The following is an 18367-nucleotide window of genomic DNA, read 5'->3' on the forward strand; positions in this document are numbered from 1 at the left end:
TGTCAAAAAGTCGAGTTAATTAAAGGATGAAATACTAGTAGTATGATAAAATAACAGGATATCTTCTCTATGCGAAAGAGAAGATATCCTGTTATTTTTATGTCACGAAATCTATAGCTTAAGAAAACTAAGACTCAAGGAGCACCAGCGCAAGTCTGAGCTCCATTCATACGAAAGCCTTCCGACCTGAAACACCAGGAGAATTTTTCGAAGGGCACTACACAAGACAAAATTTCCGTCAAACACCCAGCCCAGGGGTTGTCAGGGGACTGGCCAAGTCCCTTGACGGTTTTCTTATATCCCAATATAAACAAAAGCCCCCAGGGCATTTGCCCTGCTAAAAAATGTCAATATAAATTGACGGGATTCTGGGAATTCCCCAGAATTTCTTCTATTCTATCCTGCATCTCCGCAACCGTATGCCTCCGCGCCCGCGCACACTCCTGCGCCTGACAATTGCAGATCAGACATTTCCGATAGGAAGACCGGGAAAGTTTCATCCCATCTGTCCCGATCACATCCATATCAAACAAACGCCCATAAGGATGCCTCTCCTCAATCTGCTGAGTGAGATCCTTAATCTTTTCGGCAGGAGCATCAACACAGAGCAGCATCTCATCTCCTGTAATATCATGAAAAACACGAGATTCAAGTACATTCATATCTGCCGCAGAAAGAGCATGCAATAAAGCATCTTTTCCCGCCTCAAATCCCTTTCGGATCAGAGGCGTCGTCTTGATCGGCCCTGGAATATTCATACAAAAAGAAATTACAGGCTTCTGATATTTTTCTATAAATTCATTCTAGATCTGCACACGCCTGTCGCGGCAGAACATCATATCGGTAATTGTAACTTCCTGATCTTGCATATCTTGAAAATCCTTTCACTAAATAAATTTAATTTTCAGCCCAAACTCTTATGGGATGAAGCATTTTTTCCATCTGTTCTAAATCAATAGTGAATCACATTTTCAGCGGTACAAATTTTCTCAAGTACCGGCTGGGCTTCCGGGCTTTGGAAATAATCCAGGGTTGTCTCAGGGACAAGTTCCCTGAGAAGTTCCCAGTTTTCTTCCTTCAAAGCCTGACGTACCGTGGACGCACTGATAGCTTTTCCATCATTTTCCTTACGTGGAACAATGATACATTCAATTCCGTTTTCCGGCAGTTTCTCGGACATGATCTGGTTGTAGATGCCAGTGACAAGGCTTGTCGGTTCCTCACCAACGTAGCGTCGATTGATTCCAAGCGCAGCTGCGATTTTAGTGAAAACAGTCAGATCCAGCATGGCATGGCTTTCAATCACAGCCTTTTCATCTTTCTGGAAATAACTTGGAAAAGTCGCATTGCTGATGATGTACGGACCGCTGTCATGATAACGGATATTTGTAAGATGGGCAGTCCCTTCCATGACCAGTTTTTTACGCACCGCAAAAGGAACTAGGCTTGCATCTTCGCTGACAATAAACAAATGAAGAATATCATTTTCGGCAGCAGCTTTTTCCACCAGGTACTGATGACCGAGAGTAAAAGGATTAGCATTCATCACAAGAGCAGCCACCCGTGGTGCATCTTCTTTCTGCTTCGCCAGAGTATTCAGATAACCGGGAAAACCGGTACGCTTATTTTCCATAAAGACAATCTGTCCATTGATCCGTGCAATCTCATAAAAGCCAAGATCGCCGAAAAATCTGGCAGAATCGCATTTCGTATAAAGAAACAGATGTGTATTTCCTCTGGAAAACTGCAGCTCGATCAGATGACGGACGATCGAATTCATCAGTCCCTCGCCCTGGTGTTCATGGCTGACCGCCATACACCGAAGCGTATTTCCAAAACAGCTTCCTGTTGCGATCAGATTCATTTCATCATCATACATCCCACAGGTATAATCAAGATTCCCATCCCTTCGGATTCCTTCCGACGTAAGTAGTTCGTCTACCAGACGGTTGCCGCGCTTATCTGATGCGGTGATTTGTGTTATAAAATAATCGGATATAAAACTCTCCATTCCGCCGCCTTCCACCGCGGCATAAATACTATATTAATCTTATAACAGCCGCCGAAAGATGTAAAGAAAAAAGCGATTCGTAAATGGAATGAGGATATAGTTGCTGTGAACAGTAACAGGATATACACAGATTTTTTGTAACATTTTCCACATTCAGATGTTATATTGGTGAAAGAGAAAAAAATCCGGGAAGGGGGAATGCAGATGTGGATAATGAAATCTTATTAAAACTTTACAGTCTTTATCAGAAAGAACTTTACCTGTATCTGTATTCCCTCTGCGGGGACAGGCATCTGGCAGAAGACCTGCTGCATGAGACGTTTCTCAAGGCGCTGCTGGCACTGCCGGACGGACACGCGAACATGCGGGCATGGCTTTATATGGTGGCGAGAAATCTTTTTTATAATCAATGGAAAAAGAATTCAAGGGAAATTCTTATGGAGAAACAGGAGAATTACCCGGAGAGAAAAACAGACGAGGATCTGCTTGAAAAAATTCTCGAAGAAGAAAACCGGCGAGCCCTTTATCGTGCAATCCGCAGACTGGAGATAAAGAAACGGGAAATTATCCAAATGCAGTATTTTGGCGGAATGTCGCAGAAAGAGATCGCGGCAGTTTTACATATCACGCCGGAAAATGTACGCGTGTTGGCATACAGGGCCAAAAAAGATCTGAAAAAATATCTGGAAGAGGAGGGTGAAAAATGACATATCGTGAGTTGTTGAAACTATATAAGCAAGGCAAGCTGGAAGACAGCGCAAAGAAACAGGTAGAAGCGGAAATCGAAAAACAGGATGCAATCAGTGAATTTCTCTATGAAGAAGGAACGATACCAGATTTTTCAGATCTGGAGAGTGAGAATGCAGGAAAACTGGAGAATAAAAAATGTCTGACAGGACAACAAAACGATCAGGAAGATGAGCTTAACAGCCAATTCATAAAACAAATCCAGCACTCTATCCGCAGAGCCTTTATCAAAATGGGACTGGCAGTAGGAGCAGCAGTCCTCGCAGTTGTTTTGTGTGCGGTGTTTATTTTACCAAAGGCGGTGTCAAAATTTTATTACGATCCAAACGAAGTTGCCGGAAAATATGAGGAAATGATCACGACCCGAATGGAGCTGGATCTATCTGTTTATTCCGAACTGTTTCTGCCAGGCAATCACCGGGATCAGGTCAATGCCGTACCGAGAGGTTACGGCGAATACGACATCGTTATTCCACAGACCACCAGCTGGACCGGAAGATCTACTTCTGTCAGCGGACGTCTGGTGCGGGGAAAACTTACTCTCTATGACAACAATATCCTGAGTCGTCCGATCATGCAGTTCTACCTTCCGGGAGACGAGGATGCATGGGCGGCGTGGGAAGTTGACGAAAATGGCAAAGAAACAAAAATGGACACAGAGGCCCGGAAACAGGAAAGTATTCAGTACTCCAAAGAAGAAATCGCAGGATATAATGACAACGACTGGTATCTCGCTTACGTTTCCATTAATGATATCATGGATTACAAGGATTTTATCGAGTGGTTTCAGAAGCTTTCAGATCAGAAAGAACTGGAATGGGGAGCCCTCTGGTGTGCGGTCCATACAGAAGACGAAGATGGCTACCTCGTAGAGCCAGACATTGGTTTCTGTCCACTGCCATCCGGAATGAGCATCAGCTGGGACAGAGAGAAATATCCGTACCTGTCTCTTCTGGATAATTCAGACCTTATCCATGTAGCAGAGGCAAATGACGAAGAAATCATGCAGACTCATTTTATCAGTATGCTTTCTTACATCCGAGATCATGACGAGATCCTTTCGATGATGGGTCAGACGACAGATTCCCCGAACAGATATCAGGATATGATCGATTATGTAAAGAAAAACGGTCTGAAGATCCATGGCTTTGCAGTCAGCGCAAAGAAAAAGGCGCTTCTTGAATTGTACCAGGAAGCTATGGTATCGTACATCCAGACAGTACCACAGAATTGAGAAAGAAGTTAGGGATAAACAGGTTTTTACAGATTGAGCAATGTGCAGAAATACACATTGCTCGATTTTTATGCAGAGGCTTTTTCATTACAGAATTTTGTGATACATTGTTCCAGATCCGCACAAAGCTCCCTGGTTTTTTCTTCAGGAATGCACAGGATATGGAAGCAGCACTGCAAAACCTGCCAGAACAGGGTATTGAGTGAAAAACGTTCAGGCGCGGCTTTAACCATTTGAGAGATCACACCAATGTAACCATACATAGATGCCATGGTAAAATCATCCACATCCGAAATGGGAAGAATCTCATCAAAGCTGTTTCGGTAAAGCGTTGTAATAAAAACAGGAAGATCTTTCTGTGGCACATAGACGGGATAGTCCGTGTAATAGTCAGTCAGAAAGCGTCCAAGCTTCGGATCCGTCAGGATCTGCCGCCACATCAGATACAGGGCAAAGACATACTGATGCGATGAAACAGAAGTATACTGTTCTGCGAATCTTTTATTGTCCGTGTAGATTTCCCACAATATTTCATATCGGATCATATCTTTCTGCTTGAAGTGATAGTAGATCGATCCACGGTTCACATGGGCCGCTTTGCAGATATCATTATAGCTGGTTTCATGAAAACCCTTATCCAGAAATAATTTTCTGCATTCGGCAAGGATCAGTTTTCGGGTTTCAATTCCCGTTTCGTATTTTTTGTCTGCCAATTCAAATCCCTCCAATTTGACGATAAATAAAATTTAAACAGTTTCCGCTATTGTTCAAAAATGATGAAATTATCTTAACATCCTTGAAAAAAATATACAAGTTACATAAAATATAGATGTAGCAAAGAGAAAGGTGTTTCTATTACGGAGGTGCGAAATGCCAGAGAAAAATTTACTTGAACAGAAAAAAAACAATCTGATGAAGGCACTGAATCGGCAGGGGGCTGATTATGTTCCGACAATGCTGGCTTCCAGCTGCGCGGAAGTTGCCTGGACAGGACAGAAAGTGACCGATGTGATCGGTGATGCAAATGCATATGTTAAGGCCATGACAGATGTATTTGAAGTTATGTGGGGAGATGCGAATACATTTTCAGGAACTCTGTTTACACCAGCTATCTCCGATATCATCGAACCGGTACAGAACAAATTCGGACCGGATGGAGTTACTCCGGAACATGTACAGATGCCACAGATGGAGCGCGGAGAGTACGATCAGCTGATCGAAGATCCATTTGGATTTGTTGCAAATGTACTTCTTCCAAGAAAATATCCGAAACTGTTTGAAGATCGCGAGTATGCGAAAAAGACGATCAAAGCTATTGCTGCGGACAAAGCTTATGCCATGGGCGTTCTGTTTGGGATGACAGATAAAGTCCTGGCAGAAAAATATGGTATTACTGGAATTTGTAATTTCGCGGATGTATTTTCAAATCCAGTAGATACTTTATTTGATTATTTACGTGGATTCAAGGGGACATTGACAGATCTTCGCCGTCAGCCTGACAAAGTAAAGGCTGCCTGTGACAGACTGTGGGAGACTTATAACCTGCCGAAACTTCAGGGCACACCGGCACCGTTCCCGTATGCATGCCACATGACACATATTGCACCTTATTTAAGTCCGAAGCAGTTCTACGAGATCTACTGGCCATATGAGAAATTCTGGATCGAGCGTGCAGCAGCTGCCGGAACCAAAGTATGGATCATGCTGGAAGGCCGCTGGGAGAATGTATGGGAATGCTTCAAGGAAGTGCCGAAGGACAGCTGTATCCTTCATATTGACGATGATGATATCATCAAGGCAAAAGAAGTGCTTGGTGATTACCAGATCATTGAGGGAGGTCTGAAGATGGCTTCCGTCAGAACTGACAGTCCAGAAAAGATCAAAGACGATGTAAAGAAGATTATTGATGCATGTCAGCCAGGTGACGGTTTCCTGTTCTGTACAGACAAAGCATGGATCGCACCGGGCGATGTAAATCAGAATCTGATCGATGCCTATAATTTTGCTCATGAGTATTCACTGAGCAGGACACAGAAATAAGGAGGTTCGTCATGAGTGAAGAGAAAAAAGAACAGACCAATCAGGAATATTTACAGGATATCGTAAATGAACTTCTTGCTGATGAAGAGTGGGAGCTTCCAAAAGAACTCCGCTTCTGGCTGATGGGAACTTATACCTGGGAACTTTTGTATTTATAAAAAGCAGAATTGTCAGATCTGTAGATGAAGAGGAGAATCAGTATGGATTATAAAGAATTAGAACAGGCCATGGCCGATCTTGATGAGGATACCGTCCTTGATATGATGAAAGAAGTTATGGATAACAATGGAGAAGGTGTCAAAGAAGCACTGGAAGCATGCCAGAAAGGAATGGCTACAGTAGGCGACCTGTTTGAAAAAGGTGAGTACTTCGTAGGTGACCTGATCTACGCAGGTGAGATCATGGTAGAAGCCATGGATATCATTAAACCGGCACTGGCTGGTGCAGATCACAAAAAACTGGGACGAATGATCCTCTGCACCGTTAAAGATGACCTTCATGACATTGGTAAAAATATTGTAAAGGCCATGCTGGAAGCTGGTGGATTTGAAGTTATCGACCTGGGAATCGATGTTCCGCCTGAAAAGGTAGTAGAAGTTGCAAAACAGGAAAATATCAAGATCATCGCATTGTCAGGTGTGCTGACACTGGCACTGGATTCTATGAAAAATACCATCAACGCATTTGCAGACGCGGGTATGCGTGATGATGTGAAGATCATTATTGGAGGAAACCCGGTAAGTGAAGAAGCCTGCAAGGCACTGGGAGCAGACGAATGGGCATACAGTCCGCAGAAGACTGTTCAGGTATGTGCAAACTGGGCAAGTGCAGCATAAGAAATAACAGAGGTGAGACAGCAGTATGATTATTATAGGTGAAAAGATCAATGGTGCGATTCCTTCGATCAAACAGGCCATTGAAGATCACAATGAAGAACTGATCCGGGAGCGTGTAGCTGCACAGGCAGCGGCAGGAGCAGATTATATTGACTGTGCGCCAAGCACTGCACCGGAAATAGAATATGATACGATGGTATGGCTGATCGACCTGATCCAGGATGTCACAGATCTTCCTATCAGCATTGACAGTCCGAATCCGCTTCTGCTGAAACGTATCATTGAAGAGGGGCGTCTGAAACGTCCGGGTATGGTCAATTCTGTCAATGAAGAAGGAACCAAATGTGAGACATTGTTTCCGCTGATCGCAGGAACTGACTGGAATGTGATCGGGCTGACCTGTGACAAGCAGGGCATTCCCATGCAGCCGGATAAGAAGTTAGAGATCGCAAAAAGCATCATCGACAAAGCAGATCATTTTGGTGTAAAGCTGTCGAATTTACATATTGATCCCTGCGTAATGGCACTTGCAACCGCACCGACTTCTATGGATGATTTTGCATTTTGTATCAAAAAGATCCATGAGATCGCACCGGAGGTAAAAGTGACAGGAGCATTGTCTAATGTCAGCTTTAACATGCCTGCAAGAAAATATGTCAATGCAGGATGTATGACTGTTGCGGTGGAAGCTGGACTGGATTCCGCAATCATGGACCCATGTAGTTCCTTTATGATGGGAACGCTCTATGCAGCGGAAGCTTTATCCCAGAGGGATAAGGGCGGACGCAAATATAACAGGGCATTCAGAAAGGGAATCTTTAAATAAGACAAAGGAGGACATATGCCGGAAATTGTATTTTTACCAGATCATGTTTCTGTAAAAGTTTCCGCAGGTACGTCCATTCAAGAGGCTGGCAGAAGTGCCGGCCTCTTGTTAGATGCACCATGTGGCGGTCATGGACTTTGTGGAAAATGTAAAGTCAGGGTGGGAAAACAGGAAGTACTGGCATGCCAGTATCAGGTGGAAGAGGATGTGACCGTTATTCTGCCGGAAGCACCAAAGAGTACTGGGATCCTTGTAAATGGAATGGAGTCAGGATTTGCAGCATTTCCGGTGAAAGAGGGTGACTGTCATATCAGTGTGGATATTGGTACAACCACAGTTGTAGCATATTTGCTGGATGGAAAAAGCGGCAGGATCCTTGGTTCGGAGAGCATGCTGAATCCTCAGTATCCTTATGGAGCTGATGTAATATCCAGAATCCAGGCGGCAGAAAATGGAGAGCTGGATGTACAGTGCCAGAAGATCCGACGAGGAATTGAAGATCTTGTTCATACTCTCTGTGGAAAATACAAGAAAGCACCGGAGAAAATCGGAACGATGGCGATTGTCGGCAATCCGGCCATGCAGCAGATCTTTCTGAAGATCGATCCGGAAAATCTGACACATCCTCCGTTTGCACCGGCAATCAAAAATTCGGTCAGAGAAAAGCTTTCTGACTATTTTATGGATATGACAGGCGGGGTGTTACTGACGATTCCGGATATAGCGGGCTTTATCGGCGCAGATACCATGGGCTGTGTATTGTCCACGGGAATGTATAAAGAGGATAAGATCACACTGATGATCGATATTGGAACCAACGGAGAAATGGTTCTGGGAAATAAAGATCGAATGGTAGCCTGTTCTACCGCAGCAGGTCCTGCTCTCGAGGGAGGACGAATCAGTTGTGGTATGAGAGGCGGTCCCGGCGCAGTTGATCATATCTGGATGGAAGATGATACGGTATGCAGTTCCGTGATAGGCTGGAGAGAAACTTTGAAAAAAGGATCTTCTGTACCGGATGTGGAAGTTCAGGGACTTTGTGGTTCAGGTCTGATCGACGCGATTGCTGTGATGCTGGATCTTGGAATCCTTAACCGCAGGGGAAGGATTCAAAAAGCATATTATGGGGATGAGAAGAATCGGATCTATGCAGTTACAGACCAGATTTCTCTGACACAAGAGGATATCAGGGAAGTGCAGATGGCGAAAGGAGCCATTGCAGCGGGGATTGAACTGATGATGGAAGAACTTGAGATTACTTACGAGCAGGTTGACCGGGTGATCCTGTGTGGCGCATTTGGCACCTATATGAATGCAAAAAGTGCAGCAAGAATCGGCCTGATACCAGAGCCGCTGCTTTCTAAAGTGATCGCTGGTGGTAATGCTGCCGGAATGGGATGCCGTCAGATTACCATGGATCAGAAGTTGTTTGCACTGACCGGCGAACTGGTGCAAAAAATTGAACCGCTGGATCTGGCAAGTCGGCCACAATTCCAGAGAACTTTTGCGAAGCAGATGGCATTTTCGGAGGTGTGAGAACAGATGATGACAGATGACGAAATTACAGAAAAATGGATAAGGACAGCAAAAGAAATCGGATTTTCAGAAGCTGGTGTATTGAATCCGGAGACTTTGAAGGTAATGCCATTGGTGCGTGAGACATGTGCAGAAGATAAGTGTCATGCGTACAATCACAACTGGACCTGTCCGCCTGCCTGTGGAACTTTGGATGAATGCGAAAGCAGGATGCGTGCTTATAAAAGAGGTATTCTGGTGCAGACGACAGGTGTGCTGCGGCGGGATATTGATACCAGAATATACAGAGAGACAGAGCAGCTACATACAGAATATCTGAAAGTTCTGCGGGAGCAGATGATGAAAGTATTTCCTGACATGCTGATGCTGGGAGCAGGAGGCTGCAGGATCTGCCCCAAATGTGCATATCCGGAACCTTGTCGTTTCCCGGAAAAAACGATTTCTTCCATGGAAGCTTACGGATTGTTTGTGACGCAGGTATGCCGGGATAATGATCTGAAATATTACTATGGAACAAGAACGATTACTTATACGGGATGTGTGTTGTTCTGAAAGTTATTGAATTACATAAGGAAGATGTGGTATCTTATATTCAGACAACACCACAGAATCAGAAAAGTAGTGCAGACATATACGCTGGTGTATGTCTGCATTTTGCATTTGTATTGCATATAAAGGAAGTGCTGTGGCACATCCATTGATCAAAGGAGGAAACATCATGGAAATTACAGAAATGCTAGACGAACTAAAAAGCAAAGCCCGCCGCGACGAAAACCTTCGGGCAGAGCTTCTGGAAACACGTAAGGATGCACAGCCGCTCAGCGCATTCTGCCAGAAATGCCGTGAACTGGGCTACGAGATCTATGACATGGACCTCATCACCGCCGGAGAAGAATTTTATGCCACCATGCGCAGAAGCACCAATGGCGGCGGGGAAAATTCTCCGATGCTGGAAGGTGAAGATGATTTTTACGAGTTATTTTTCGCGGGATTGGAGTAAATTATGAACATATGCATCTATGGAGCCTCCAGCGCAGAACTGGAGCAGATCTATTATGAAAAAACAGAAGAACTTGGCAAAATGATGGCAAAGCGGGGGCATGGCCTTGTGTTTGGCGGCGGAGCGACCGGAATGATGGGAGCAGCAGCCAGAGGCGTTGATTCCGAAGACGGTTATATTCTCGGCATTGCTCCACGTTTCTTTGACAAGCCGGGAGTTCTCTATGAGAACTGCAGCGAATTTATTTTTACAGAAACCATGCGCGAGCGCAAGAAACTCCTTGAGGAACGTTCAGACGCAACGATCGTAACACCAGGCGGGATCGGAACTTATGAAGAGTTTTTTGAGATCCTGACACTCAAAAGTCTGCACAGGCTGGACCGTCCGATCGTCCTTTACAATATCAATGGCTATTACGATGGAATGAAGGCACTTCTTCAGCATACCGCAGACGAGAAATTTATGGATGCTTCCAATATGGAACTTTGTGCATTCATGGACGATCCGGAGCAGATCCTGGCATACATAGAAAACTATAAATAACTGCTCCATAGAAAGAAAACCATGTAAATAAAAAAATCACAGGAAGAACATCGTATGAACAAAAGAATTGTTTCCATGATCCGGAAATTGAGCAAAACAGAACAGGAAATAAGCCTCACAGAGCTGGCAGAGGAATTCCAGATCTCCCAGCGGACCGAGAGCGACCGGCGCGTTTTTCTCCTGAGTCTGGTCAATTATAACCCTGATGCCGCCAGAGAAGATGTGGTACAGAAGCAGATTGCCGCCGATGAAGAACGCAATGCCCTTCCTGGCAAGATCCTCTATGAACAGGAGCACGCACACGAATGTTTCCTGAGTGATTCATCTTTCCGCAAGATCCAGTTTTTAACGTATATTCCGTAAAGAAACAGAAAAAAGGATCTATGACCAGAGAAGGAGAAAAAGCTCATGACGAAACAGTATTTATTGGGGATTGATATAGGAACAAGTGCATGTAAAGTTGCGTTATTTGGAAAAGACGGCAAAGTAGAAGCGGCAGTTTCAGAAGGTTATCCGGTGTACTACCCACACCCGGGCTGGGCAGAACAGAATCCGGATGAATGGTGGGAGGCTGTGTGCAAGGCTATCTGGACAGTGATCAGTTCCAGCGGTGTTTCACCGGATGATATCGCAGGAATCGGCATTGACGGACAGAGCTGGTCTGCTATTGCAATCGATGAAGAAGTTAAGAAATACGTCATGCAGAAGATCATGGTCGCGGGATATACGGGGCAAAATGCTATCACCGAAGGTGATTTGGAATGCAGTTTGACCAAGTTGCTGTGAATAAAGTGAACAGCAACACAATCATCACTCTCATCGGTTTACAAAAGCAGCGGTTTGGTATAAACTGGTTGCATTGAAACTTTACCGAAGAGAGGGATTTTATTATGAAAAATCCATTACATTACCAGTTATCTGAATACGATTGCGGGCCGACATCCATGATGAATGCGATCGCCTATTTATTTGAACGGGAGGAAATCCCGCCGGAGGCGATCCGAAATACCATGCTCTACTGCCTGGACTGCCACAGCAAGGAAGGTATCCCGGGGAAAAGGGGAACATCCAGAGCCGCGATGATGTTCCTGAGCAACTGGCTAAATGAGTACGGAGAGCTTGGAATCATGTCCGTGAGCAGTGAATACCTGTCTGGACGAAGCGTGTACATAAGTGAGGAGAGCCGCATCAATCATGCACTGAACCACGGCGGCGTGGCAGTTGTCCGTCTGTATCTGGACGAAGAGCACTATGTCCTGATGACCGGAGTGGAGAATGGAAATATCCTTCTTTTTGATCCGTATTACTGGGATGAATCCTATGAGCAGAAAGACATCCTGATCGACAAAGATCATCCAAGAGCTTACAACCGTATTGTTCCATTCAAATACTTTAACCAGGAAAATAAAGAAATCTATTCCCTCGGTCCATTGGAAGAGCGGGAAGCAGTCCTCATCTATAACGAAAAGACCAGAACCGTACCGGAGGAAGTCATCGAGTACTTTATCTGATCGCAATATAAAAAGGATTTCAATTCCATGAAGATGCCAAGAGCATCAAAGCATGGAACTAAAATCCACAAAATAGTAGATAAAGTTTAAGTTAATTGTTAACAGGCATCGAGACAGATGAGAAATCTGTTCCTCGATGCCTGTTGCATATGCTATATTAAATGACTGGCATCGATTATACGTTAATCTCGATTTCCCGATGCACAATACAGCCATTTAATTGGATTATCAACATCGATTCATACAAATAATGCTTTTTTGATGCCGAAATTTGCATTTTTACCGTGTCGCGACAGTCATCTGACGTACATTCGGGATGGAGATCAGGATCGGATAGAGGATGCAGGAAATAACAAGTCCGCCGATACCCTGGATGATGTTTGCCGGGATGCTGGCAGCAGCACCTGCACCGTAGATGAAGTATTCACATACGAAATATCCACCTGCAACAAGGATGATGTCTGCAACACCGCCGAGAACGACTGCAACGTAACGGCTCTTCTGAGTTTTGCCGATTTTCTGATACAGATGTCCGGCAACCAGTGCAACCAGTCCTTTGATCACGAAAGTGATCGGTACATAAACGAAATATCCGCCGATCAGGTCAGAAAGTGCAGAACCAATGCCGCCTGCAAAAAATCCCCATACAGGTCCAAGGATCACACCGGAAAGGATGACGATGGCATCACCCGGATGGATGTATCCGCCTGTTCCCGGAGTTGGGATACGGATGGACATGGTTGCCACACAGGAAAGTGCTGCAAATAAAGCAGCGAGGATTAATTTTTTCAGGTTGTTATTCATAGTAAAAGTGCCTCTTTTCTTTCAGTTCTTTACAGAACATTTTGTAAAACAGAATCTCTAATTTCATATTGTTTCTATCAATATCCGTGTTTCAGATGCTCTTTATTTCATGCTGTCGCAGAAAATTTCCTCCATGCTTGCTTTAAGCGGAACACCGAGTTTGGCAAGAGTTCCGTCCAATGCGGCAAAAACCTCACGGACATTGTAAAAATCAGCATTATTTCCCATATGTCCAATGCGGATGACTTTGCCTGCAAGTACATCAAAAGAACCTGCAAGCATGATATTGTAATCTTTTTTGACACCATCGAGAATGGCGGCTGCAGTAGTTCCTTCCGGTACTTCAAATACAGTCACTGTACTGGAAAATCCACTCTTAAGATAAAGGGAAAGTCCAGCTTCGGTGATCGCCTTGCGGGAAGCCTCAGCGATCTTTTCGTGTCGTGCGAGGATATCCGGGTCAGCGGCGATATTGTCGATCGCTGCGCGAAGTCCGTAGATATCACTGATCGGCATGGTGTACGGGAACCACTTTTCTTCATAATAATGTGCAAAAGTGGTCAGGTTTGCATAGAAAGACGCAATCGGTGTCTTGCGCTCTGTCATGGCTTTCTTTGCATCGTCACTGATGACTACGAAAGTAAGTCCTGGAGGTGCGGAGACGACCTTCTGGGAACCGCCGCACATGATGTCAATCTGCCAGTCGGAGATGCGCATCGGCTCACCGAAGGATGCAGATACGGAATCGACAACAGTCATGATGCCATATTTCTTGAGAAGCGGACAGATTGCGGAAACATCATTCAGCATACCACTTGGTGTGTCGCCGTGGACAACGGTTGCATATTTGTAATCGTGATGTTCTTTGAGGAAAGCTTCAAGTTCCTGCACATCGAGAGTTTCGCGGTAATCTCTGGAATAGAGTTCCGGACATCCGCCGTACATGGAAACGAAATCAGCAAATCCCCTGCCATAGATACCGTTATCCAGTACGAGGACACGGTCGCCAGGTTCCGTCATGGAGGCACAGGCAGCCTCCAGACCGAGGATTCCCTCTCCGCCGAGGATAAGAGTTTCGTTGTCGGTGTGGAGAAGGCGGCTGATCTCTTCACAGGTTTCTTTGTAAAATTCTACAAAGCTCTCATCGAGATCAGGGTTTGTACATTCTCTGCTTCGGGCGAGACGCACGTTTTCGGCAACCTGCGTCGGACCCGGTGTCATAATTTTATACATAAGATCAAGTCCTTTTTCTTTTTATTATTTTTTTAAACCTGTTCTTTTAGCGGCAACATTCAGTGGTGCAATCACGATAAGTGTGATGACTGCTGCAACACCGATCTGTACCAGGTTTCCAGGAATAGAAGTAACAGGTGAGAACGGGTTTCCGTAAATAACAACTTCTGCGATGTAGTATCCAACAACTTTGATCACACAGGCCGCTGCGATTGCAATCACATACCATTTGAAGTTCTGGTGTTTTTCGTCTTCAGTAAGTTTTCCTACAGTGAATCCCATCAGAGCAACGATTACGAAAGTAAATGGGGCCCATAAAGTCCATCCGGAAAGCAGGTCAAACAGTCCCATTCCAACACCGCCAGCGATCGCACCGGTCTTCTTGCCAAAGATGATCGCGCCGATGAACAGCGGAACGTTGCCGAGATGGATGAGTCCTCCGTTTGCTGCGATCGGAAGACGAACGTTGATGAATGCTGTAAAGATGTAAGTAAGTGCTACAAAGATTGCTGTTACAGTAAGAAACTGAACGGAAGAAGTAAACTCCCTGTCGTTTGCTGCTGTCTGTACATTTGTGTTTGCCATGATAATTGTTCCTTTCCCGGAAGGTAAGAGTACTTGAAGTGTTACTGTATAGTTTTTCTCAGTAACGGAAACTTACTTAACCTTCCTTTTTCCTATGCTTTTTGATTGGGTATACTTTACAACAGAACTGTACATGAATAAAGAGGCAATTTAAAGAAAAAATAAGGGGACAGTTTGTGGAGCTTCGGATGAGGGATCATGTTAGTACTTGTATTTGCTTAGACCATCCATTTTCGGTAGATTTATTGACTTCTAGAGTACTTGCTTCTATTCAGACCATCTGCTTTACTTAGTTTTTGTGGACTTTCTTTGCAATTGTTGTTCTCAGAGTCATTAGCAGCCCATGAATTTGTGGACCTGCTCTATACTTGCTCTTTTACGGGGCACTTTTGACCTGAAAATTTGGTGGCATAATTTGACGTTGATTATTTTGAGGTCATTGGGGGACACTGCTGGTCAGTAGATTTATAGTTGTGATGAGCAGGACGACATGGTATGATAATCTAAAATCAGAAATATGAAATAATGTATAAATAAGAATAGACATACGGGAGGAAAAACGTGAAAAAAATACTGTCCCCGATGGAAAAAATGCGATTCCCGGAAAGTGAGGAACTTCCGGAGGGAGTGAAAGAAATAGAAGTAAAGGACACCTTCGGATACTGCACAGAACTTTATCCGGATGTAGAATATGCAGAGCACAGCGGAAAGAAACTTCACCTTCAGATCATGACACCGCTGGTCTACGGACAGGATCTGAAGTGGCCGCTGATCGTATATGTGCAGGGATCTTCATGGCATAAGCAGAAATTGTTTCAGAGCCTTCCGACACTGGTGCGGATGTGTGAAAGAGGATATGCCGTGGCGATCGTGGAGCACAGAGAAAGTGAGCTTGCACCGTTTCCGGCTCAGGTAATAGACACCAAAGCAGCCATTCGTTTCCTGCGGATGAATGGAGCTCATTATGGGATTGATGCGAGTAAGGTGGCACTCTGGGGTGATTCCAGCGGAGCGCATACTGCCCTGATGGCAGGAATTACCGGAGATGCAGAATATCTTCCGGAAAAATATCCGCAGACAACAACCGAAGTAGATTGTATCATAGACTGGTTCGGACCGACCGATCTTGTGGCAGCGTCACAGTATCCGTCTGCGATCGATCATGATTCCGCAGACAGTCCGTCAGGAGTATTGATCGGTGGAAAAGCACTTCACGATCATCCAGAGGATGCTTACCCGGCAAATCCCGTGGTACATCTGCGCCGCAATCGTAAGACACCGCCAATCCTTATTATGCATGGCGGCAGCGACCCGCTGGTTCCGTTTAATCAGTCCTGCATTTTATATGAGGCATTGAAACGAATGGATAAGGAAGTGGAATTTGTCAAATTTAAGAATGCCGGACATGGATGGGGCGGCTTTATGAGTGAGACAGCACTTGATATAGTAGAAAAGTTTATAACTGTAGACAGGTAATATTCCCTGAGGTGTTTGTCATGAAGATGACAAAATCCCGGGACATACGGGGCAAAACGCTGCCATCGAAGGTGAGTTGGAATGCATTTTGTCCAAGTTGCTGTGAACGGAGTGAACAGTAACAAAATTTATAAAAGAAAAAATGTAATCTTCAATAAAAATACAAAGACAGGGAGAACGATATGGGACAGGAAACACAGACACCACACAAACGAAGAGTACGATACAAAGGAAAATATCCACGCAAATTCGAGGAGAAGTATAAGGAACTGAATCCAGAGAAATACAAAGACACGATCGAGCATGTCATCAGCAAAGGAAACACACCTGCGGGAATGCACATTTCGATCATGGTAAACGAAATCCTTGATTTTCTTAAGATCCAGCCAGGTGAGACCGGGTTTGATGCGACACTTGGATATGGCGGTCATACCAAAGCAATGATGGAGTGCCTGCATGGAGAAGGACATATGTACGCGACGGACGTAGATCCGGAAGAATCAGCAAAAACCCGCAAACGTCTTGCTGACCAGGGCTTCGGTGAGGATATCCTGACAGTGAAGCTTCAGAATTTCTGCACGATTGATGAGATTGCAAAGGAAGCAGGAGGGTTTGACTTCATTCTTGCTGACCTTGGTGTATCTTCCATGCAGATCGACAACCCGAAGCGCGGCTTTTCCTTCCGTGCAGACGGACCGTTGGATCTTCGACTGAATCAGGAAAAAGGAATCAGCGCAGCCGAGCGGCTGGACAAGATCAGCCGTGACGAACTTGCTGGAATGCTGTATGAGAATTCCGACGAGCCGTACTGCGAAGAAATCGCAAAAGCCATCACCGATGAGATCCGCAAGGGAAAACGTGTGGATACTACGACGAAATTACGCGAGATCATAGAGAAGACTTTGGATTTCCTTCCGGAAAAAGAAAAGAAAGATACCATCCGGAAGACCTGCCAGCGAGTTTTTCAGGCATTGCGGATCGATGTGAATCGTGAATTTGAAGTTCTCTACGAATTCATGGAAAAACTTCCAGATGCCCTCAAACCAGGCGGACGCGTGGCAATCCTGACTTTCCACTCCGGCGAGGACAAACTGGTCAAAAAAGCCCTCAAAGCCGGATACAAAGCAGGAATCTATTCCGACTACGCCAAAGACGTCATCCGTCCATCCGCCCAGGAATGCGCCCAGAATGGCCGCGCCCGCTCCACAAAGATGCGCTGGGCAATAAAAGCAGAATAAAGAAGACAGAGGAATGGTCTGCCAGATAGAAAGTAGTGATCAGACTATCCCCAAAATGATTTCAAAATGACCTTCTAAGAAATAAGTACAGGTGAAGTCATCTCAAAATAGGACTCAAAATGACCTGTGAGATAGTAAGTTTGAATTTGGTCATCTGCAATTCAGTTAATTAGATGACTTAATATATAGTAATTGAAATTTGAGCCATAAAATTAGCTTGAAAAGGATGGTCTAATTGAAAGTTAGAGAGAAAAGAGTCATCTGAGATACGAAAAAAGGATGGTTTGATTTATACTTTCGTGGGAATAGGCCATTTGTATGGGAAATGTATACGGGAAAAATGAAGATTCTGTGAAATGCTTTTCAAAAGCATTGACAGCGAAGTGAATAATTATTACAATAAACATATCATAAAAGTATGTTAAATAAGACTGTTACAGTAGAACTAAGATCTATTGTGACAGTCTTTTGTTTGTTAGGGCAAAGCCCGGTTTTGCATTGTGGAGTTTTTCGTGATCCGAAAAACGAAACTTTGAAAAACAAATAAACCACTTGCTGTGCTGGTGGTTGAAGTTGCTTCAGCTTACAGTATTATAATAATGATAGGTTCGCAACCGCATTATTTAACAGAGGAGGTATCCATATGAATAGTAATAGTTTATCACATACAAAATGGAATTGTAAGTATCATATTGTTTTTGCACCAAAATTAACCTATTGTGCTACTTCAAATAAATTATATGAAAA

21 protein-coding genes and 1 pseudogene are annotated in these 18367 nt (G+C 44.4%); 16 read left to right on the forward strand and 6 right to left on the reverse strand.

What is annotated here, in order from left to right; all coding sequences use genetic code 11:
* Window positions 1-347: 347 nt before the first annotated feature.
* Both citX and citC read right to left on the reverse strand, forming a co-directional pair.
* On the reverse strand, window positions 348-794 hold the full coding sequence (gene citX / locus QZL69_RS00755; protein WP_291517647.1) for a citrate lyase holo-[acyl-carrier protein] synthase: 447 nt from the start codon (window positions 792-794) through the stop codon (window positions 348-350).
* Window positions 795-952: 158 nt separating this feature from the next.
* Window positions 953-1999: a [citrate (pro-3S)-lyase] ligase gene (gene citC / locus QZL69_RS00760; RefSeq protein WP_291517648.1), complete on the reverse strand. Its 1047-nt coding sequence runs from the start codon at window positions 1997-1999 to the stop codon at window positions 953-955.
* 218 nt (window positions 2000-2217) lie between these two features.
* On the opposite strand from citC, the gene QZL69_RS00765 reads away from it, so the two are divergent.
* Together QZL69_RS00765 and QZL69_RS00770 are read left to right on the forward strand one after the other, a co-directional pair.
* Window positions 2218-2718 (forward strand): RNA polymerase sigma factor, encoded by a 501-nt coding sequence (locus QZL69_RS00765; RefSeq protein ID WP_022213328.1) that lies wholly within the window; start codon window positions 2218-2220, stop codon window positions 2716-2718.
* Window positions 2715-3992 (forward strand): anti-sigma factor C-terminal domain-containing protein, encoded by a 1278-nt coding sequence (locus tag QZL69_RS00770; protein ID WP_022213329.1) that lies wholly within the window; start codon window positions 2715-2717, stop codon window positions 3990-3992. The genes QZL69_RS00765 and QZL69_RS00770 overlap by 4 nt, the downstream gene beginning before the upstream one ends.
* Before the next feature lie 68 nt (window positions 3993-4060).
* Here QZL69_RS00770 and QZL69_RS00775 read toward each other — a convergent pair whose 3' ends face one another.
* Window positions 4061-4705: a TetR/AcrR family transcriptional regulator gene (locus QZL69_RS00775; RefSeq protein ID WP_022213330.1), complete on the reverse strand. Its 645-nt coding sequence runs from the start codon at window positions 4703-4705 to the stop codon at window positions 4061-4063.
* A 157-nt stretch (window positions 4706-4862) separates the two neighbouring features.
* Between QZL69_RS00775 and QZL69_RS00780 the strand changes: the two genes are divergently transcribed.
* From QZL69_RS00780 to QZL69_RS00830, 11 genes are all read left to right on the forward strand, one after another.
* A complete protein-coding gene (locus tag QZL69_RS00780; protein WP_022213331.1) occupies window positions 4863-6032 on the forward strand; it encodes a uroporphyrinogen decarboxylase family protein in 1170 nt (389 codons plus the stop codon).
* A gap of 11 nt (window positions 6033-6043) precedes the next feature.
* Window positions 6044-6190 carry a hypothetical protein gene (locus tag QZL69_RS00785; RefSeq protein ID WP_022213332.1) on the forward strand — a complete coding sequence of 49 codons (147 nt, stop codon included), beginning with the start codon at window positions 6044-6046 and terminating at the stop codon, window positions 6188-6190.
* Between the two features lie 42 nt (window positions 6191-6232).
* Window positions 6233-6868, forward strand: coding sequence for a cobalamin B12-binding domain-containing protein (locus tag QZL69_RS00790; protein WP_022213333.1), 636 nt, complete (start codon window positions 6233-6235; stop codon window positions 6866-6868).
* A gap of 25 nt (window positions 6869-6893) precedes the next feature.
* Window positions 6894-7694: a dihydropteroate synthase gene (locus QZL69_RS00795; RefSeq protein ID WP_022213334.1), complete on the forward strand. Its 801-nt coding sequence runs from the start codon at window positions 6894-6896 to the stop codon at window positions 7692-7694.
* A gap of 15 nt (window positions 7695-7709) precedes the next feature.
* Window positions 7710-9230 carry an ASKHA domain-containing protein gene (locus QZL69_RS00800; RefSeq protein ID WP_022213335.1) on the forward strand — a complete coding sequence of 507 codons (1521 nt, stop codon included), beginning with the start codon at window positions 7710-7712 and terminating at the stop codon, window positions 9228-9230.
* A 6-nt stretch (window positions 9231-9236) separates the two neighbouring features.
* On the forward strand, window positions 9237-9782 hold the full coding sequence (locus QZL69_RS00805) for a DUF2284 domain-containing protein (RefSeq protein WP_022213336.1): 546 nt from the start codon (window positions 9237-9239) through the stop codon (window positions 9780-9782).
* Between the two features lie 166 nt (window positions 9783-9948).
* Entirely contained in the window at window positions 9949-10230 is a 282-nt protein-coding gene (locus QZL69_RS00810) for a hypothetical protein (RefSeq protein ID WP_022213337.1), read from the forward strand.
* A 3-nt stretch (window positions 10231-10233) separates the two neighbouring features.
* A complete protein-coding gene (locus tag QZL69_RS00815; RefSeq protein ID WP_022213338.1) occupies window positions 10234-10773 on the forward strand; it encodes a TIGR00730 family Rossman fold protein in 540 nt (179 codons plus the stop codon).
* Window positions 10774-10827: 54 nt separating this feature from the next.
* Complete coding sequence (locus QZL69_RS00820; protein WP_022213339.1) at window positions 10828-11136, forward strand: hypothetical protein; 309 nt, start codon at window positions 10828-10830, stop codon at window positions 11134-11136.
* 45 nt (window positions 11137-11181) lie between these two features.
* Window positions 11182-11559 (forward strand): FGGY family carbohydrate kinase, encoded by a 378-nt coding sequence (locus QZL69_RS00825; protein ID WP_022213340.1) that lies wholly within the window; start codon window positions 11182-11184, stop codon window positions 11557-11559.
* Between the two features lie 104 nt (window positions 11560-11663).
* Window positions 11664-12284 (forward strand): hypothetical protein, encoded by a 621-nt coding sequence (locus tag QZL69_RS00830; protein ID WP_022213341.1) that lies wholly within the window; start codon window positions 11664-11666, stop codon window positions 12282-12284.
* A gap of 279 nt (window positions 12285-12563) precedes the next feature.
* Here QZL69_RS00830 and QZL69_RS00835 read toward each other — a convergent pair whose 3' ends face one another.
* From QZL69_RS00835 to QZL69_RS00845, 3 genes are all read right to left on the reverse strand, one after another.
* Window positions 12564-13088 (reverse strand): ECF transporter S component, encoded by a 525-nt coding sequence (locus QZL69_RS00835; protein ID WP_022213342.1) that lies wholly within the window; start codon window positions 13086-13088, stop codon window positions 12564-12566.
* 102 nt (window positions 13089-13190) lie between these two features.
* Window positions 13191-14321 carry a pyridoxal-phosphate-dependent aminotransferase family protein gene (locus QZL69_RS00840; RefSeq protein ID WP_022213343.1) on the reverse strand — a complete coding sequence of 377 codons (1131 nt, stop codon included), beginning with the start codon at window positions 14319-14321 and terminating at the stop codon, window positions 13191-13193.
* Window positions 14322-14345: 24 nt separating this feature from the next.
* The gene (locus tag QZL69_RS00845; protein ID WP_022213344.1) at window positions 14346-14906 is read right to left on the reverse strand and encodes an ECF transporter S component; all 561 of its coding nucleotides are present in this window, start codon (window positions 14904-14906) and stop codon (window positions 14346-14348) included.
* A gap of 561 nt (window positions 14907-15467) precedes the next feature.
* Here QZL69_RS00845 and QZL69_RS00850 point away from each other — a divergent pair.
* From QZL69_RS00850 to QZL69_RS00860, 3 genes and pseudogenes are all read left to right on the forward strand, one after another.
* Window positions 15468-16382: an alpha/beta hydrolase gene (locus tag QZL69_RS00850; protein ID WP_022213345.1), complete on the forward strand. Its 915-nt coding sequence runs from the start codon at window positions 15468-15470 to the stop codon at window positions 16380-16382.
* Window positions 16383-16564: 182 nt separating this feature from the next.
* Window positions 16565-17620: a 16S rRNA (cytosine(1402)-N(4))-methyltransferase RsmH gene (gene rsmH, locus QZL69_RS00855; RefSeq protein ID WP_022213346.1), complete on the forward strand. Its 1056-nt coding sequence runs from the start codon at window positions 16565-16567 to the stop codon at window positions 17618-17620.
* Between the two features lie 643 nt (window positions 17621-18263).
* Window positions 18264-18367: pseudogene (locus tag QZL69_RS00860) on the forward strand (IS200/IS605 family transposase); the annotation flags it as partial.

It is taken from the genome of Blautia sp. CAG:237 (genome assembly GCF_000436615.1).
Lineage (GTDB): Bacteria > Bacillota > Clostridia > Lachnospirales > Lachnospiraceae > Blautia_A > Blautia_A intestinihominis.

Bases quoted from the DNA above. Each gene is read 5' to 3' on its own strand.
- QZL69_RS00770 (WP_022213329.1), top strand. From the start codon at position 2,715: ATGACATATCGTGAGTTGTTGAAACTATATAAGCAAGGCAAGCTGGAA.
- QZL69_RS00780 (WP_022213331.1), top strand. From the start codon at position 4,863: ATGCCAGAGAAAAATTTACTTGAACAGAAAAAAAACAATCTGATGAAG.
- QZL69_RS00785 (WP_022213332.1), top strand. From the start codon at position 6,044: ATGAGTGAAGAGAAAAAAGAACAGACCAATCAGGAATATTTACAGGAT.
- QZL69_RS00790 (WP_022213333.1), top strand. From the start codon at position 6,233: ATGGATTATAAAGAATTAGAACAGGCCATGGCCGATCTTGATGAGGAT.
- QZL69_RS00795 (WP_022213334.1), top strand. From the start codon at position 6,894: ATGATTATTATAGGTGAAAAGATCAATGGTGCGATTCCTTCGATCAAA.
- QZL69_RS00800 (WP_022213335.1), top strand. From the start codon at position 7,710: ATGCCGGAAATTGTATTTTTACCAGATCATGTTTCTGTAAAAGTTTCC.
- QZL69_RS00805 (WP_022213336.1), top strand. From the start codon at position 9,237: ATGATGACAGATGACGAAATTACAGAAAAATGGATAAGGACAGCAAAA.
- QZL69_RS00810 (WP_022213337.1), top strand. From the start codon at position 9,949: ATGGAAATTACAGAAATGCTAGACGAACTAAAAAGCAAAGCCCGCCGC.
- QZL69_RS00815 (WP_022213338.1), top strand. From the start codon at position 10,234: ATGAACATATGCATCTATGGAGCCTCCAGCGCAGAACTGGAGCAGATC.
- QZL69_RS00820 (WP_022213339.1), top strand. From the start codon at position 10,828: ATGAACAAAAGAATTGTTTCCATGATCCGGAAATTGAGCAAAACAGAA.
- QZL69_RS00825 (WP_022213340.1), top strand. From the start codon at position 11,182: ATGACGAAACAGTATTTATTGGGGATTGATATAGGAACAAGTGCATGT.
- QZL69_RS00830 (WP_022213341.1), top strand. From the start codon at position 11,664: ATGAAAAATCCATTACATTACCAGTTATCTGAATACGATTGCGGGCCG.
- QZL69_RS00835 (WP_022213342.1), bottom strand. From the start codon at position 13,088: ATGAATAACAACCTGAAAAAATTAATCCTCGCTGCTTTATTTGCAGCA.
- QZL69_RS00840 (WP_022213343.1), bottom strand. From the start codon at position 14,321: ATGTATAAAATTATGACACCGGGTCCGACGCAGGTTGCCGAAAACGTG.
- QZL69_RS00845 (WP_022213344.1), bottom strand. From the start codon at position 14,906: ATGGCAAACACAAATGTACAGACAGCAGCAAACGACAGGGAGTTTACT.
- rsmH (WP_022213346.1), top strand. From the start codon at position 16,565: ATGGGACAGGAAACACAGACACCACACAAACGAAGAGTACGATACAAA.